The sequence below is a fragment of the Stenotrophomonas sp. Ste86 genome, assembly GCF_024519465.1.
GTDB lineage: Bacteria > Pseudomonadota > Gammaproteobacteria > Xanthomonadales > Xanthomonadaceae > Stenotrophomonas.
Genome location: NZ_JALJRW010000016.1, coordinates 1 through 14,217 on the forward strand (window position 1 = coordinate 1; position 14,217 = coordinate 14,217).

General features: G+C 67.7%; 13 protein-coding genes. 7 read left to right on the forward strand and 6 right to left on the reverse strand.

Annotated features, from left to right (window positions below):
• On the forward strand, positions 1-300 hold a 300-nt coding region (locus tag NR101_RS14010; protein WP_256777746.1), incomplete at its 5' end, for a hypothetical protein.
• Between the two features lie 51 nt (positions 301-351).
• Here NR101_RS14010 and NR101_RS14015 read toward each other — a convergent pair.
• From NR101_RS14015 to hemH, 3 genes are all read right to left on the reverse strand, one after another.
• Positions 352-2,121, reverse strand: a complete 1,770-nt coding sequence (locus NR101_RS14015; protein WP_306175547.1) for a methyl-accepting chemotaxis protein — start codon at positions 2,119-2,121, stop codon at positions 352-354.
• 651 nt (positions 2,122-2,772) lie between these two features.
• Positions 2,773-3,621 carry an alpha/beta hydrolase gene (locus NR101_RS14020; RefSeq protein ID WP_256776346.1) on the reverse strand — a complete coding sequence of 283 codons (849 nt, stop codon included), beginning with the start codon at positions 3,619-3,621 and terminating at the stop codon, positions 2,773-2,775.
• A complete protein-coding gene (hemH, locus tag NR101_RS14025; RefSeq protein WP_256776345.1) occupies positions 3,618-4,580 on the reverse strand; it encodes a ferrochelatase in 963 nt (320 codons plus the stop codon). The genes NR101_RS14020 and hemH overlap by 4 nt, the downstream gene beginning before the upstream one ends.
• Positions 4,581-4,745: 165 nt before the next feature.
• On the opposite strand from hemH, the gene NR101_RS14030 reads away from it, so the two are divergent.
• The 4 genes from NR101_RS14030 to tatC all read left to right on the forward strand — a co-directional run bounded on the left by NR101_RS14030 (position 4,746) and on the right by tatC (position 7,280).
• Positions 4,746-5,648, forward strand: a complete 903-nt coding sequence (locus NR101_RS14030; RefSeq protein ID WP_256776344.1) for a lipid-binding SYLF domain-containing protein — start codon at positions 4,746-4,748, stop codon at positions 5,646-5,648.
• Between the two features lie 73 nt (positions 5,649-5,721).
• Positions 5,722-5,949 (forward strand): Sec-independent protein translocase subunit TatA, encoded by a 228-nt coding sequence (gene tatA / locus NR101_RS14035; RefSeq protein WP_256776343.1) that lies wholly within the window; start codon positions 5,722-5,724, stop codon positions 5,947-5,949.
• A gap of 15 nt (positions 5,950-5,964) precedes the next feature.
• Positions 5,965-6,537, forward strand: coding sequence for a Sec-independent protein translocase protein TatB (gene tatB / locus NR101_RS14040; protein WP_256776342.1), 573 nt, complete (start codon positions 5,965-5,967; stop codon positions 6,535-6,537).
• Positions 6,534-7,280 (forward strand): twin-arginine translocase subunit TatC, encoded by a 747-nt coding sequence (tatC, locus tag NR101_RS14045; protein ID WP_256776341.1) that lies wholly within the window; start codon positions 6,534-6,536, stop codon positions 7,278-7,280. The genes tatB and tatC overlap by 4 nt, the downstream gene beginning before the upstream one ends.
• A 145-nt stretch (positions 7,281-7,425) precedes the next feature.
• Here tatC and NR101_RS14050 read toward each other — a convergent pair whose 3' ends face one another.
• The 3 genes from NR101_RS14050 to NR101_RS14060 form a co-directional block, all read right to left on the reverse strand.
• On the reverse strand, positions 7,426-8,328 hold the full coding sequence (locus NR101_RS14050; protein ID WP_256776340.1) for a BPSS1780 family membrane protein: 903 nt from the start codon (positions 8,326-8,328) through the stop codon (positions 7,426-7,428).
• 127 nt (positions 8,329-8,455) lie between these two features.
• Positions 8,456-9,175, reverse strand: a complete 720-nt coding sequence (locus NR101_RS14055) for a glutamine amidotransferase (protein ID WP_256776339.1) — start codon at positions 9,173-9,175, stop codon at positions 8,456-8,458.
• Positions 9,147-10,997 (reverse strand): GspE/PulE family protein, encoded by a 1,851-nt coding sequence (locus NR101_RS14060; protein WP_256776338.1) that lies wholly within the window; start codon positions 10,995-10,997, stop codon positions 9,147-9,149. The genes NR101_RS14055 and NR101_RS14060 overlap by 29 nt, the downstream gene beginning before the upstream one ends.
• Before the next feature lie 116 nt (positions 10,998-11,113).
• Here NR101_RS14060 and glyQ point away from each other — a divergent pair, with 116 nt between their 5' ends.
• Both glyQ and glyS read left to right on the forward strand, forming a co-directional pair.
• Positions 11,114-12,025, forward strand: a complete 912-nt coding sequence (glyQ, locus tag NR101_RS14065) for a glycine--tRNA ligase subunit alpha (protein WP_256776337.1) — start codon at positions 11,114-11,116, stop codon at positions 12,023-12,025.
• Complete coding sequence (gene glyS / locus NR101_RS14070) at positions 12,022-14,118, forward strand: glycine--tRNA ligase subunit beta (RefSeq protein WP_256776336.1); 2,097 nt, start codon at positions 12,022-12,024, stop codon at positions 14,116-14,118. Before glyQ ends, glyS begins: the two co-directional genes overlap by 4 nt.
• Positions 14,119-14,217: the final 99 nt, after the last annotated feature.

Genomic DNA, 14,217 nt, shown 5'->3' on the forward strand with positions numbered 1-14,217 from the left:
CAACACCTGTGCATGATCTCGACCGGCGCGGTGCCGAGCATGGCTCGGCACTACCCGGCCGCGGGGAATGCACTTACCTGGCCTGGCCCGGTCATTTCCCCATCGACCACGTTTCATGCTGCGGCCGCATCGACGCATGGCCCTGTGATGCGGAGGCCCCCTACACAGGGCCATGCCCATCCTCGCCAGGCCATCGTCGGCGAGGACATCGCACCGGCGGTCCAGCATGATGCAACCCTGCTGCGCAGCCCGATAAATAAAAACGGCGCCCTCGCGGGCGCCGTTTGTCTTTCTGGCTGATGCGCCCGCCGCAACATCGGTGCATGGCGCGGGTCGCTGTCGAACGCTGGCTCAGACCTCCATGGCCTCCGCTTCACGCGCCAACGTCCTCGGTGGCTGCACGCGCTGCCCATGCCGGAACACCGCCACCGCTTCGGTCAACTCGGCCGCCTGCTCCTCGAGCAGGCGCGCGGCCGCGCTGGCTTCTTCCACCAAGGCGGCGTTCTGTTGGGTGGCGTCGTCCATCTGCGCAACGGTCTGGTTGACCTGGTCGATGCCGCTGGCCTGTTCCTGGGAGGCCGAGGAGATCTCGGCCATGATGCCGCTGACCCCGGCCACGCTGCCGACGATCTCGGCCATGGTCCTGCCGGCATCCTGCACCAGACGGGCGCCGTCGGCGACCTGCAGCACGGAGTCCTCGATCAGGCCCTTGATCTCCTTGGCGGCGTCGGCGGAGCGATGGGCCAGCGTACGTACTTCGCTGGCCACCACGGCGAAACCACGGCCCTGGTCGCCGGCACGCGCGGCTTCGACCGCCGCGTTCAGCGCGAGGATGTTGGTCTGGAAGGCGATGCCGTCGATTACCCCGGTGATGTCACCGATGCGTCTGGAGGCCACCTGGATGGCCTCCATGGTCGTGACCACGCGGCCCACCACTTGGCTGCCGCGGCCGGCGACATCCTGCGCGCCTTGGGCAAGCGCGCTGGCCTGGCGCGCGTGCTCGGCGTTCTGGCGCACGGTGGAGGTGAGCTCTTCCATCGACGCGGCCGTCTCCTCCAGATGTGCCGCCTGGCGCTCGGTGCGCTCGGAAAGATCGTTGTTGCCGGTGGCGATTTCGCTGGCCGCCAGCGAAATCGAGCCGGTGCACTGTTTGATGCGTTCGACCATGGCGGTCAGCTGCGCAGCGGTGGCGTTGGCGTCGCGCTGCATGGCGGCGAAGGCGCCGTCGAAGTCGCCCTGCATGCGTTGGTCCAGGTCGCCGCGGGCGAGTGCGGACAGCACCCGGCGGATCTCGCCCACGGTGCCGCCGACGCTTTCCAGCAACTGATTGATGCCGCCGGTCAGCCCATCGAGGAAGCTGGTGCCGGCATTACCGACGGGTAGCCGGCGATCAAGGTCGCCCTTGGCGGCGGCGGCGACGATGTCGGCCACGGCGTTCTCCAGCTGCAGTTCCTGGGTGCGGTCATGCCACTCCACCGCAAAGCCCAGGCGCTTGCCCTGTGCGTCGAATACGGGCGTCACCACCTGCGCGAAATGCACCGGGCCGATGCGGATACGGCCGTGGTGAACCTGCTGCAGCGTGTTGAGGATGGCGCGAATGCGATCCGGATTGACATGGAAGCGGTGGATGCTGCTGCCGACCAAGCCGTCGACATCGAAATCCGGGAACGCTTCGCGCAGGCTGTCCTGCTGGTTGCGCAGCAGGCGGATGACCGCGTGGTTGATGTAGCGGATCACGTGGTCGTTGTCGGCGATCATCATCGCGGTTCGCGAAACATCCAAGGCCTGGCGGATCTGCGCATCGTGCCGGTGCCCGGCGTCGTCGCGTTCACGGTCGCTGGCCAGCGCGAGCGCGGTGGCGTGGGACTGCTGTGTGTCGCGTTGGACGAGGTGCGCCTGCCGACGTACGCGCGCGGCCAGCACGAACAGCAACGTGGCGACCAGGGCCAGCGTGAGCAGCAGCCACCAGTGCCGCTGCCAGAGCGCGGTGCCCAGCGCGGCGGCGACAAGTACCGCGACCGACAGCAGGTAGAGGGTGTTGGTTCTGCCCGTCAGTGCGGACGGGTGGAGCGGATGAGTGCGGTCGGGCGGGCGGGACGGGGCGAGCGGATGGGCAGACATGGCAACTCCAGGATCAGAAGCAGGCGGGATGGCCCGACGCGCGCGGAGGCGGACAGGCGAAAGGCGCGCCGAACACCGTGGTTGCGGTGGGCGCTGCGAAAGAGGTGAGCGTCGGGGCGGACGGCAGGCGATGACAGGCAAGGCAACCGCGGCGACGGTGCGGGGCACCGCCGGCATGGCCCGGTCCTTGTGGGCGATGGCACAGCCAACACGGCATTGCGACGACGTTCCCTGAAGCCTTGGGGTGGTGCGCGGCTTCGCGACGGCGGAGCAAGCGACGGCGCAGGCCGAAGACATCGTCCTGCTTTATCGGTATCGGTCCAATTGCGTGGAAGTTGAGTGCGTCAGGTTGTCGCAGCCACCGGTGGGGCTGCGGTGCGCTGGCTGCGGCGGCGCTTGCCGCTGCACAGACGCGTCATCACCGGTCCGTGCGTCAATGAGATCGCAGTTGAGGTCGGTGCTCGTTCGGGAACCGACCCTACCCGGGCAGCATCACCGCATGCGTGCAGACGCCGTGCTGCATACGATTGTCCGACGCATGCGGAAACGGGGGCTGCATGCGATTGCCCTATCCATACGGACATAGGTGCTGATTGCGATTGCCCTACCCATGCGGATACAGGTGCCGCACGCGATTACCGGGTGTGCGCCTCAGCCGGCCAGGAACCGGCGGACCACGTCACCGACTACCTGCGGGTGTTCCATATGCAGGTGATGGGTGCCGGGGAACACCGCCAGGCATCCGTTGCGCAACAGCTTGATGCGCTCGCTGCGGAGGGGTTCGGGATAGTACGACTGCGCCGGCGTGGCGTAGATCACCTGGGTAGGGCATTCGATCGCGGCGAGCAGGTCGTCGATCTGCGCTTCGCTCAGACGCATCGCGGTGGGCAGCATCAGGCGTGGATCGCTGCACCAGCTGTAGCCACCGTCGACCGGTTTGACGCCGCGTTCGACCAGCAGGCGTGCGCACGGCTCGCTGAGCTGGTTGGTCATCATGCGTGCGCGGATCGGGGCGGACAGGTCGGGGAATACGCGCAGGTTTTTCCCGGGCAGCGCACGTGCGGCGCGTACGTGGTCGCGCAGGCGCTGGGCGGTTTCATCCTCGGGGCCGCGCAGGCCGCCGAGGGCTTCGATCGCCACCAGCCGCTCCACGCGCTCGGGTGCGGCCGCTGCGGTCAGGCTGGCGATGCCGGCGCCCATCGAATGGCCGATCAGGGTGAAGCGATCCCAACCCAGTGCATCGGCGACATCGAGTACGTGGCAGATCGCGCCGGGCGTGTTGTATTGGGTGCCGGCCGGCAGGTGCGCGCTGTGGCCATGCCCGGGCAGGTCGAGGCAGACCATGTCCAGGTCGGGCAGCTGCGCGGCCAGTGGGACGAAACTGGCCGCGTTGTCGAGCCAGCCGTGCAGCGCCAGTACGCGCTGACCACCCGGCTGCGCCGCGCGCAGACCGGCGGCGATGAAGCCGCCGACGGCCAGGGAAAATGGCTGCAGGCTCATCCCAGGGCCGCGATGCTCAGCCGCGACAACGCCAGCGCGTGTTCGGGGGCATCGTTGAGGCAGGGGATATAGCACATCCGCGCGCCGCGCTCGGCCACGGTCTCGGTGAAGCCCAGGGCGACTTCTTCCAGGGTTTCCAGGCAGTCGGTGGCAAAGCCCGGGCAGACCACGTCGATGGTGCGGACGCCGCCTTCGGCCATCGCCCACAGGGTCGGTTCGGCGTAGGGCTGCAGCCATTTCTCGCGACCGAAGCGCGACTGGTAGGTGAGCCGCCAGGCGTCATCGGGAAGATCCAGCGCCTGCGCGATCGCCTTGGCACTGGCCTCGCAGCGCTGCGGATACGGATCGCCGGCATCGGCCAGGCGCTGCGGGATGCCATGGAAGGAAAACACCAGCTGCTCGCCGCGACCGTGCTCGGCCCACCACTGGCGGATGCGGGTGGCCACCGCCTCGACCCAGTCCGGATCGACCGCGTAATCGCGCACCAGGGTGACGGTGACGCCGGGATGCCGTGGCTGCCAGTCGCGCACCTGGTCCTCGATGGAGGCGGTGGTGGTGGTCGAATACTGCGGATACAGCGGCAGCACCACGATCCGGCGCATGCCCTCGGCCGCCAGCCGGTCCAGCTCGGCGGTCAGTGCCGGGGCGCCGTAGCGCATGGCGTGGCGCACCCGCACGTTGGGCATCAACGCCTGCATGGCCTCGGCCAGTCGCCGTGTGTAGACCATCAGCGGCGAGCCGTCCGGCAGCCACACCTGGGCATACTTTGCGGCCGAGCGGCCACTGCGCAGCGGCAGGATAAGCCCGTACAGCAAGGGTTTCCACAGCAGTGGCGGGATCGCGACCACGCGTGGATCGGTGAGGAATTCAGCCAGATAACGACGCACCGCCGGGGCAGTGGGCGTCTCGGGGGTGCCTAGATTGACCGCCAGCACGGCGGTGTCGGGTGCGTCGAGCATAGGGGGCATTCTCGCAGGTCTTCGCGATTGCGGGATGGAATCGATGAATCACGATGCGGGATGCGGCATATCAATAGACGGCATCACTCATTGCGGATTCATCGCCAGCCTTCTAAGTTCAGGATCTTGCTTTATCTTCGTCTGCATCGACTTCTGGAGCCCACCATGCGCCGCCTCAGCCTTGTACTGCTGATCTCCGCCAGCCTGCTGTTGTCCACCCAGGCGATGGCCGGGCCACAGGAAGACCAGCGCGCCCGCAATGCGGTGCGTGTATTGAACGAGATCCAGGAAATGCCCGAGCAGGGCATTCCGGACAAGTTGCTGGATGAAGGCCGCGCGATCGTGGTCATTCCTGACACGATCAAGGCGGGTCTGGTGATTGGCGGGCGGCGTGGCCACGGCCTGATGTCGGTCAAGAATGCCGACGGCAGCTGGTCCAACCCGGTCTTCGTCAAGCTGACCGGCGGCAGCATCGGCTTCCAGGCCGGCGTGCAGTCCTCGGACGTGGTGCTGGTGTTCCGCAATGACCGCAGCCTGGACAACCTGGTCAACGGCAAGTTCACGCTGGGCGCCGATGCAGGCGTGGCCGCCGGTCCGGTCGGGCGCAATGCCGCCGCCGCCACCGATGGCCAGCTGAAGGCCGAAATCTGGTCGTGGTCGCGTGCCCGTGGCCTGTTTGCCGGTGTCGCCCTGGACGGTGCCGTGCTGCAGATCGACGATGCCGCCAACCTGGACGCCTACGGCAGCAACACCACGCCGCGCATGGTGTTCGAGGGCCGCATGGGCGAGCCACCGTCGATCGACGTGGTGGCCTTCCGCGATCGCCTGGAAGAAGCCACCTATTCCGCTCGTGAGAAGCGCGGCACCGCCGGCAGCGCGCCGGCCCCGACCGCACGCCCGACCGCGCCGGTTGCCGCGCCATCGGCGGCGCCGGTAACTGAACAGGCACCGGCGGCAGGCGCGACCACCGCGCCACTGCAGCCCACCCCGGCCCAGCCGGCGCCCCAGCAGGGTTTCCAGTCCGTCGGTGAAGGGGAAGTCCGAACTGAATCGCTGGACGGCAACTGACTTTCGTCACGCGCGCCGGCCTGTGGCCGGTGCGCTATGCTCAACTGTCTGATCACTACGTAACGAGCAGCTCATGGGCAGTTTCAGCATCTGGCATTGGTTGGTCGTGCTGGTCATCGTTCTGCTGGTGTTCGGCACCAAGAAACTGACCAGCGGCGCCAAGGACCTTGGCAGCGCCGTCAAGGAATTCAAGAAGGGCATGCACGACGAGGACAAGCCGAACGCGCAGCTCAGCGACAACTCGCGTCCGCAGGACTCGACGACGACGTCGCAGACCGAGCACGACCGCGACCCGCGCTGATCGGGACGTTCGAGCGTGTTCGATATCGGTTTCAGTGAACTGCTGGTCATCGCGGTGGTGGCCCTGGTCGTGCTCGGTCCCGAGCGCCTGCCCAAGGCCGCCCGCTTTGCCGGGCTGTGGGTGCGCCGCGCGCGCAACCAGTGGGACTCGGTGAAGCAGGAGCTTGAGCGCGAGCTGCATGCCGACGAGATCAAGCGCCAGTTCCGCGATGTGCAGTCCTCGGTGCAGGACACCGAAGCGCAGCTGCGTGCCAGCGGTGAAGCCGTCCGCCGCGAAGCGGAGATGATGCGCCAGGACGTGGCACGCCATGGCGATGCGGTAGCGGCCGCGGCCGGCGATGAGCCGGTCATGACCGGTCCGGCACCGGGTTCGCCGGCCAGCGTCGCCCAGCACGTGGTGGCGCCGGATGCGGTTTCGGTCGAGGCGCCGCGCGATGCGATGGCCCCGCCGGGTATCGATGGCACCTCGCCGCGCGCGATGGCCACGGCCACGGCCCCGTCACCGGTAGCCCCAGACCCTGCCCCGCTGCCGCACGTCGAGGGCGCACCAGGCACGGCCCCACTGCCGGGCAACGAGGCGCCGCGATGAGCGAACACGAGTATCCGGAAAGCTCGCTGGTGGAGCATCTGATCGAGCTGCGCGCGCGTCTGGTGCGCGCGATCATCGGCCTGCTCGCGGTGCTGCTGCTGTTGCTGCCTTTCTCGCGCACGATCTACACCTGGCTGGCCGAGCCGCTGATTTCGCAGCTGCCCAACGGGCAGACGATGATTGCGACCAATCCGGCTGGCGCGTTTTTCGCACCGCTCAAGCTGACCTTCTTCGTGGCCGTGTTCGTGGCGGTGCCCTGGCTGCTGTACCAGCTGTGGGCGTTCGTGGCGCCGGGGCTGTACGCGCGCGAAAAGCGCCTGGCCGTGCCGCTGCTGGCCTCGTCGGTGTTGCTGTTTTATCTGGGCTGCGCGTTTGCCTACTTCCTGGTGCTGCCGGCGGTATTCCACTTCCTGACCACCTTCCGCCCGGAAGTGATTGCGATCACTCCCGACGCGAATGCCTACCTGGACTTCGTGCTGGCGATCTTCTTCGCCTTCGGCACCAGTTTCGAGTTGCCGGTGGCGATGGTGATCCTGGTGCTGCTGGGCTGGGTGTCGCCGCAGCAGTTCAAGGAAAGCCGCGGCTATGCGGTGGTGGGCATTTTCATCGTGGCCGCGGTGCTGACCCCGCCGGACGTGGTGTCGCAGCTGCTGCTGGCCATTCCCATGTGCGTGCTTTACGAGCTGGGGATACATGCGGCCAAGTGGCTGGTGCCCTCGTCGGTGGTGAAGCCGGCCGGGTGATGGGTAATGGGGCGTCGGGTTACGGCAGCTGATCGTCGCTGTGGCCGATTGAAGGCAGTCGATCAAAGGCAGCCGACCAACGGTCGGCTCTACGGCGAGGGCGCAAATAAAAACCCCGGCATCTGCCGGGGTTTTTGTTTGTCGATCAGGCCGCGAACACGTTGCTTGGGCCGGGAACCGGCGGCGGCGGGGTACGGCCACGGTGGGCGAACATCTGCTTCCAGGCCGCATACACCGCGCCGACATACAGCGGCATGATCACCGTGCTCATCGACAACTGCACCACGAATGCCGCCGCGCCCATGCCGCCGAACAACAGCGCCAGCTGCATCAGGATAAACACCAGGAAATAAATGCACAGCGCCGCGATCAGGCCGAGCACCATGAACACTGCCATCGCGCCGAAGTTCTCCAGGCAACCCTGCAGGCTCATGCGCAGCGCATGCATGCCGCTTTGGCGGTCGAACACCACCAGCGCCGGCTGGGTGAACATGGCCATGCTCAGCGCCACGAAGGTGGCGAAGGTGATCAGGATCCACAGCAGGATGCGCTTGACCGGCGCGTCGGCCATCAGCGCCAGGATCTGCTCGTTGCTGGGCTGGGTGCCGGACTGCTGCAGCTGCTGCATCTTGTGCAGCATGTCGCTGGAGGCGGTCAGGCCGTCGCTACCGATCAGGGCGAACAGCAGGGTGCCCAGTGCGATCACCGCGATGAGCTGGATGGCCAGCGGCACCAGCAGGTGGGTGACGCGACGGTCGCGGATGGGTTGCAGCAGGTGGGTGGGCAGCGCCCGGTGGCCCTGGTCGATCTCGCTGACCGCCCACAGCATGCCGCCGAACACCAGCGGGCCCACCGCCAGCGACAACAGCTGCACCAGCAGCCCGAGCCAGCCGGGCAACAGCTGCGCCAGCACCAGGATCAGCGAGCTGACGATCATGCCGATCACGCCCAGCACCGCCAGTTGCAGCGGCGCGCGGCCATACAGGGAGAAAGCGTCCAGCAGCCATTGGGCGCCCGCCGAGGCGGGCAGCTTGCGAATCTCGCTCATACCATTCCGGAACAGGGGAGGGGCATGCGCGCCCCGAATCCGATCGATTATCCCTGTTTTCCGTGCGCGTCACCTGAAGGCCGGACGCGTTGCCCGGGACACTGCATCGCGCGGCCCGGCGGGGCGCTCAGGCGTTGCGTGCCTGGCGTACGAAACGGCGCAGCAGCTGGCGTGCCAGCGGCGCGGCACTGACCCCGCGGGCGACGCTGCGCGCGCAGCCGCCATGGCTGCGGATGCACTCGGCGCGGGCGCGGACGTAGCCGCGCATGTGGTGGGTGGCGAACTCGGGATGGAACTGCACGCCCCAGGCCTGGCGGCCGAAGCGGAAGGCATGGCAGTTGTCCTGTGCCGAACGCGCCAGGATCGCCGCACCGTCGGGGGCGCGCAGCACCGTCTGCAGGTGCGTGGCGTGGGCCGGGAAGCGCTCGGGCAGCCCGGCGAACAACGGGTCTGTGCTGGCCGACGGATCCAGCGCCAGTTCGATGGTGCCCGACTCACGCCCGGCCGGGTTGTAGGCCACCTCGCCACCGAGGGCATGCGCCAGCAACTGGTGGCCGTAGCAGATGCCGAACACCGGCCGGTCGTCGTGGACGGCGCCGCGCAGCCACTGCGCGCTGCGTTCGCTCCAGTCGGCGCGGTCGGTAACGTAGGCGGCCGAGCCGGTGACGATCACCCCGGCGAAGTTGCGGTGGTCGGGCAGGGCCCCGCCGTGTTCGACATCGACCACAACCGTTTCGTCGGCATCCAGGCCGGCGGCGACGCGGATCCAATGCGGAAACCGCCCGTAGCGACGCAGCGAGGCGACGGGTTGGCCGGTTTCAAGAATCAGGAACGGGGCGGAATTCATCCGGGGGCGGTAGCACTGACAGGACTTCCTCGATTGTAGTCAGCCCTGCGGCCACCTTTTCAAGTCCCGCGCGGCGCAGGGTTCGCACCCCTTCAGCACGTGCGGCGCGGTTGAAGGCGGCCAGATCCATGTCCGCGCGGATCAGGGCGCGCAGCCGCGAACCCAATGGCAGCAGCTCATACAGCCCGACCCGGCCGAGGAAACCGGTGCGCCGGCAGTCGATGCAGCCGGCCGGCGCATATGGCGTGGGCGCCTGAGGTAATGCCTCTTCGCCATCAGCCAGCACCGCCCATTGGGCCGCACTGAGCGGGCGCGGCACCTTGCAGTTCGGGCACAGGGTGCGGACCAGGCGCTGGGCCAGGATGCCGTTGAGGGTGGAGGCCAGCAGGTAGTGCGGCACGCCCAGGTCGAGCAGGCGGGTGATCGCCGAGGGCGCGTCGTTGGTGTGCAGGGTGGACAACACCAGGTGCCCGGTGAGCGAGGCCTGCACCGCCATCTGCGCGGTTTCCAGGTCGCGGATTTCGCCGATCATGATGATGTCCGGGTCCTGCCGCAGCAGGGTGCGCACGCCGCTGGCGAAGTCCAGGTCGATGTTGGTCTGCACCTGCATCTGGTTGAATTCCGGGGCGATCATCTCGATCGGGTCTTCCACGGTGCAGACATTGACGTCCGGGGTGGCCAGCCGTTTCAGCGTGGAATACAGGGTGGTGGTCTTGCCCGAGCCGGTCGGGCCGGTGACCAGCACGATGCCGTGCGGACGTTCGACCAGGGCGGTCCAGCCGGCCGCTTCCTGCGGGCTGAAACCGAGCTGGTCGATGCTCTTGAAGGCCGCATCCGGGTCGAAGATGCGCATCACGCACTTCTCGCCGAACGCGGTGGGCATGGTCGACAGGCGCATTTCCACCTCACGCCCGCCCGGCGACCGGGTCTTGATGCGGCCGTCCTGCGGGCGCCGGCGCTCGGCCAAGTCCATGCGCCCGAGCACCTTGATGCGGCTGACCACGGCGGTCATCACCGCCGGCGGCACTTCGAACACCTTGTGCAGCACCCCATCAATGCGGAAGCGCATGCGGCCCATGTCGCGGCGCGGCTCCAGGTGGATGTCCGAGGCGCGCTGCTCGTAGGCGTACTGCAGCAGCCAGTCGACGATGTGCACGATGTGCTGGTCGTCGGCGTTGACGTCGCCGGCGCGGCCCAGTTCGACCAGCTGCTCGAAGCTGGGCAGGGTGGCGTTGGCCTCGCCGCGCACGTCGCCGCGCGCACCGCGCACCGAGCGGGTGACCCCGAAGAACTCCATGGTGTAGCGGTGCAGGTCCAGCGGGTTGACCATCGCCAGTTCGATCCGGCGCCGGGTCAGGTGCTGCAGGTCGCGCAGCCATTCCTGTACCAGTGGCTCGCTGGTGGCCACCAGCAGCCGTTCACCATCCACCGCCAGTGGCAGGAAGCGGTGGCGGCGCGCATAGGCGTGGGAGACCACGGCGGTGACCGAGGCCACGTCGACCCGGGTCGGGTCGATGCGCAGGTAGCGGGTGCCGGTGCGCGCGGCCAGCCATTCGGTCAGCCGTTCCAGACCGAGTTCGCCGCCACCGGTGGCGGCCAGCTTCAGGTTGGCCAGCAGCACCAGCGGATGCACTTCGCTGGCGTTGCGCGCGCCTTGGGCGGAGAAGCGGATGCGCTCCAGGTCGGAGGCGGCGACCTGGCCATCGGCGACCAGCGCGGCGACCACCTGTTCGAAGCCGAGCCGGCCCGGCGGCAACGGCACCGCCATCCCGGCACCGGGATCGGCGGGGGCGGCGAAAACTACGGGAGGGCGCTGTTCCATCCGCCAATTTCCTCGAAGCGCGCCAGGCGCGCGGTAATGGGGTGGGCCGTCCAGAAGGCGGCAACGCGGTCGCTCGCTATACTAGCGCACCCCTTCTGCAGGCAAGAATCCGCCGCATGTCCGTCACCAAGAGCGTTCCGATCACTTTCCAGGGCCTGATCCAGACCCTCAACCAGTATTGGGCGCAGCAGGGCTGCGTGCTGATCCAGCCGCTGGACCTGGAGGTGGGTGCCGGTACCTTCCACCCGGCCACGTTCCTGCGCTCGATCGGTCCGGAAAGCTGGAATGCCGCGTACGTGCAGCCTTCGCGCCGCCCCACCGATGGCCGCTACGGCGAAAACCCCAACCGCCTGCAGCGCTACTACCAGTACCAGGTGGCGATGAAGCCGAGCCCGGACAATATCCAGCAGCTGTACCTGGATTCGCTCAAGGCGCTGGGCATCGATCCGCTGGTGCACGACCTGCGCTTTGTCGAGGACAACTGGGAATCGCCGACCCTTGGTGCTTGGGGCCTGGGCTGGGAAGTGTGGTTGAACGGGATGGAAGTCACCCAGTTCACCTATTTCCAGCAGGCCGGCGGCCTGGAGTGCAAGCCGGTGCTCGGCGAGATCACCTATGGTCTGGAGCGCCTGTGCATGTACCTGCAGAACTGCGACAACGTCTATGACCTGGTCTGGACCTATGGTCCGGACGGCACCCCGGTCACCTATGGCGATGTGTACCTGCAGAACGAGATCGAGCAGAGCACCTACAACTTCGAATATGCCGACGTGGACGAGATGTTCCACCGCTTCGATGCCTGCGAAAAGGAAGCACAGAAGCTGGTCGATGTCGGCCTGCCGCTGCCGGCGTATGAGCAGGTCTGCAAGGCCAGCCATGCGTTCAACCTGCTGGATGCGCGCCGTGCGATCAGCGTGACCGAGCGCCAGCGCTACATCCTGCGCGTGCGCGCGCTGGCCCAGGCGGTGGCCAAGCTGTACGAGGCCAAGCGCCTCGAAGCCGTCGCCGCCAAGGAGGTGCAGGCATGAGCACGATGCTGCCGCTGCTGATCGAACTGGGCACCGAAGAATTGCCGGTGAAGGCGCTGCCGGGCCTTGCCCAGGCCTTCTTCGATGGCGTCGTGGATGGCCTGAGCAAGCGCGGCGTGACCATCGATCGTGGCCATGCCAAGCCGTTGTCGACCCCGCGCCGTCTGGCCGTGCTGCTGCCCGGCGTGGCCGTGGAACAGCCCGAACAGCACAGCGAAGTGCTCGGTCCGTACCTGAACATCGCACTGGATGCCGACGGCCAGCCGACCAAGGCGCTGCAGGGTTTCGCGGCCAAGGCCGGGATCGACTGGACCGCGCTGGAGCGCACCAGCGATGCCAAGGGCGAACGCTTCGTGCACCGCTCCACCACGCCGGGCGCGCGCACCGCGTCACTGCTGCCTGAGATCCTGCGCGAGGCGATCGCGGCGATGCCGATCCCCAAGCCGATGCGCTGGGGCAGCCACGCCTATGGCTTCGCCCGCCCGGTGCATTGGCTGGTGCTGCTGCACGGCACCGAGATCATCGAGGCCGAGCTGCTGGGCCTGAAAGCCGACCGCATGAGCCGCGGCCATCGCTTCATGCACGACAAGACCGTGTGGCTGTCTTCGCCGGAGGACTACGTCAGCTCGCTGCAGGCCGCCTTCGTGCTGGTGGATGCCGACGTGCGCCGCGCGCGCATCGTCGAGCAGGTCAATGCCGAGGCCGCCCGGGCCGGTGGCCAGGCGCGGATCACCGATGACAACCTGGAGCAGGTGGTCAACCTGGTGGAATGGCCGGCGCCAGTGCTGTGCAGTTTCGAACGCGAGTTCCTGGCCGTGCCGCAGGAAGCGCTGATCGAGACGATGGAGATCAACCAGAAGTTCTTCCCGGTGCTGGATGCCGGCGGCAAGCTGACCGAGAAGTTCATCGGCATTGCCAACATCGAATCCAAGGACGTGGCCGAGGTGGCCAAGGGCTACGAGCGGGTGATCCGTCCGCGTTTCTCCGATGCCAAGTTCTTCTTCGACGAAGACCTCAAGCAGGGTCTGGACGCGATGGGCGACGGCCTCAAGACCGTCACCTACCAGGCCAAGCTGGGCTCGGTGGCCGACAAGGTCGCCCGCGTGGTCGCGCTGGCCGAGGTGATCGCGCCGCAGGTGGGCGCCGATCCGGTGCTGGCCAGGCGCGCCGCGGTGCTGGCCAAGAACGACCTGCAGTCGCGCATGGTCAACGAGTTCCCGGAGCTGCAGGGCATCGCCGGCCGTCATTACGCGCTGACCGGTGGCGAATCGCCGGAGGTGGCGCTGGCCATCGACGAGGCTTACCAGCCGCGCTTCGGCGGCGATGACATCGCGCTCTCGCCGCTGGGCAAGGTACTGGCCATCGCCGAGCGCCTGGATACGCTGGTCGGTGGCTTTGCCGCCGGCCTCAAGCCGACCGGCAACAAGGACCCGTTCGCGCTGCGCCGCAATGCGTTGGGGCTGGCGCGCACGATCATCGAGAGCGGGTTCGACCTGGACCTGCGCGCGCTGATCGGCACGGCCATCGCCGGCCTGCCGGCGGGCGTGCAGCCCAGCGCCGAGCGCAAGACCGAGGCGTTGCCGCAGGAACTGTACGACTTCATCCTCGACCGCCTGCGTGGCTATTACGCCGACAAGGGCGTGCCCGCCACGCACTTCAACGCGGTGGCCGAGCTGAAGCCGGCCTCGTTGTATGACTTCGACCGCCGTGTCGATGCGATCGGCATCTTCGCCGCGCTGCCCGAAGCGGAGGCGCTGGCTGCGGCCAACAAGCGCATCCGCAACATCCTGCGCAAGGCCGAGGGCGACATCCCGGGCATGGTCGATCCGGCGCTGTTGGCCGAGCCGGCGGAAAGCGAGCTGGCCGAAGCGGTGGAAGCGGCCATCGACGATAGCAATGCCAGCCTGCACCAGAAGGATTACGTCAGCGTGCTGGCGCGTCTGGCGCGGCTGCGTCCGCAGGTGGATGCGTTCTTCGACGGGGTGATGGTCAACGCCGAGGATCCGGCGCTGCGCGGCAACCGCCTGGCCCTGCTCAAGCGCCTGGGCGACCGCCTGGGCAGCGTGGCGGCGATCGAGCACCTGTCCAACTGAGGTGGCGGGGGCCGCGTGGCCCCGCTGACAACACCGAAGGCGCGAACGGTCACTGCCGTCGCGCCTTCTGCATTTCCAGCCTCGCGTGGCGCGCGCGCT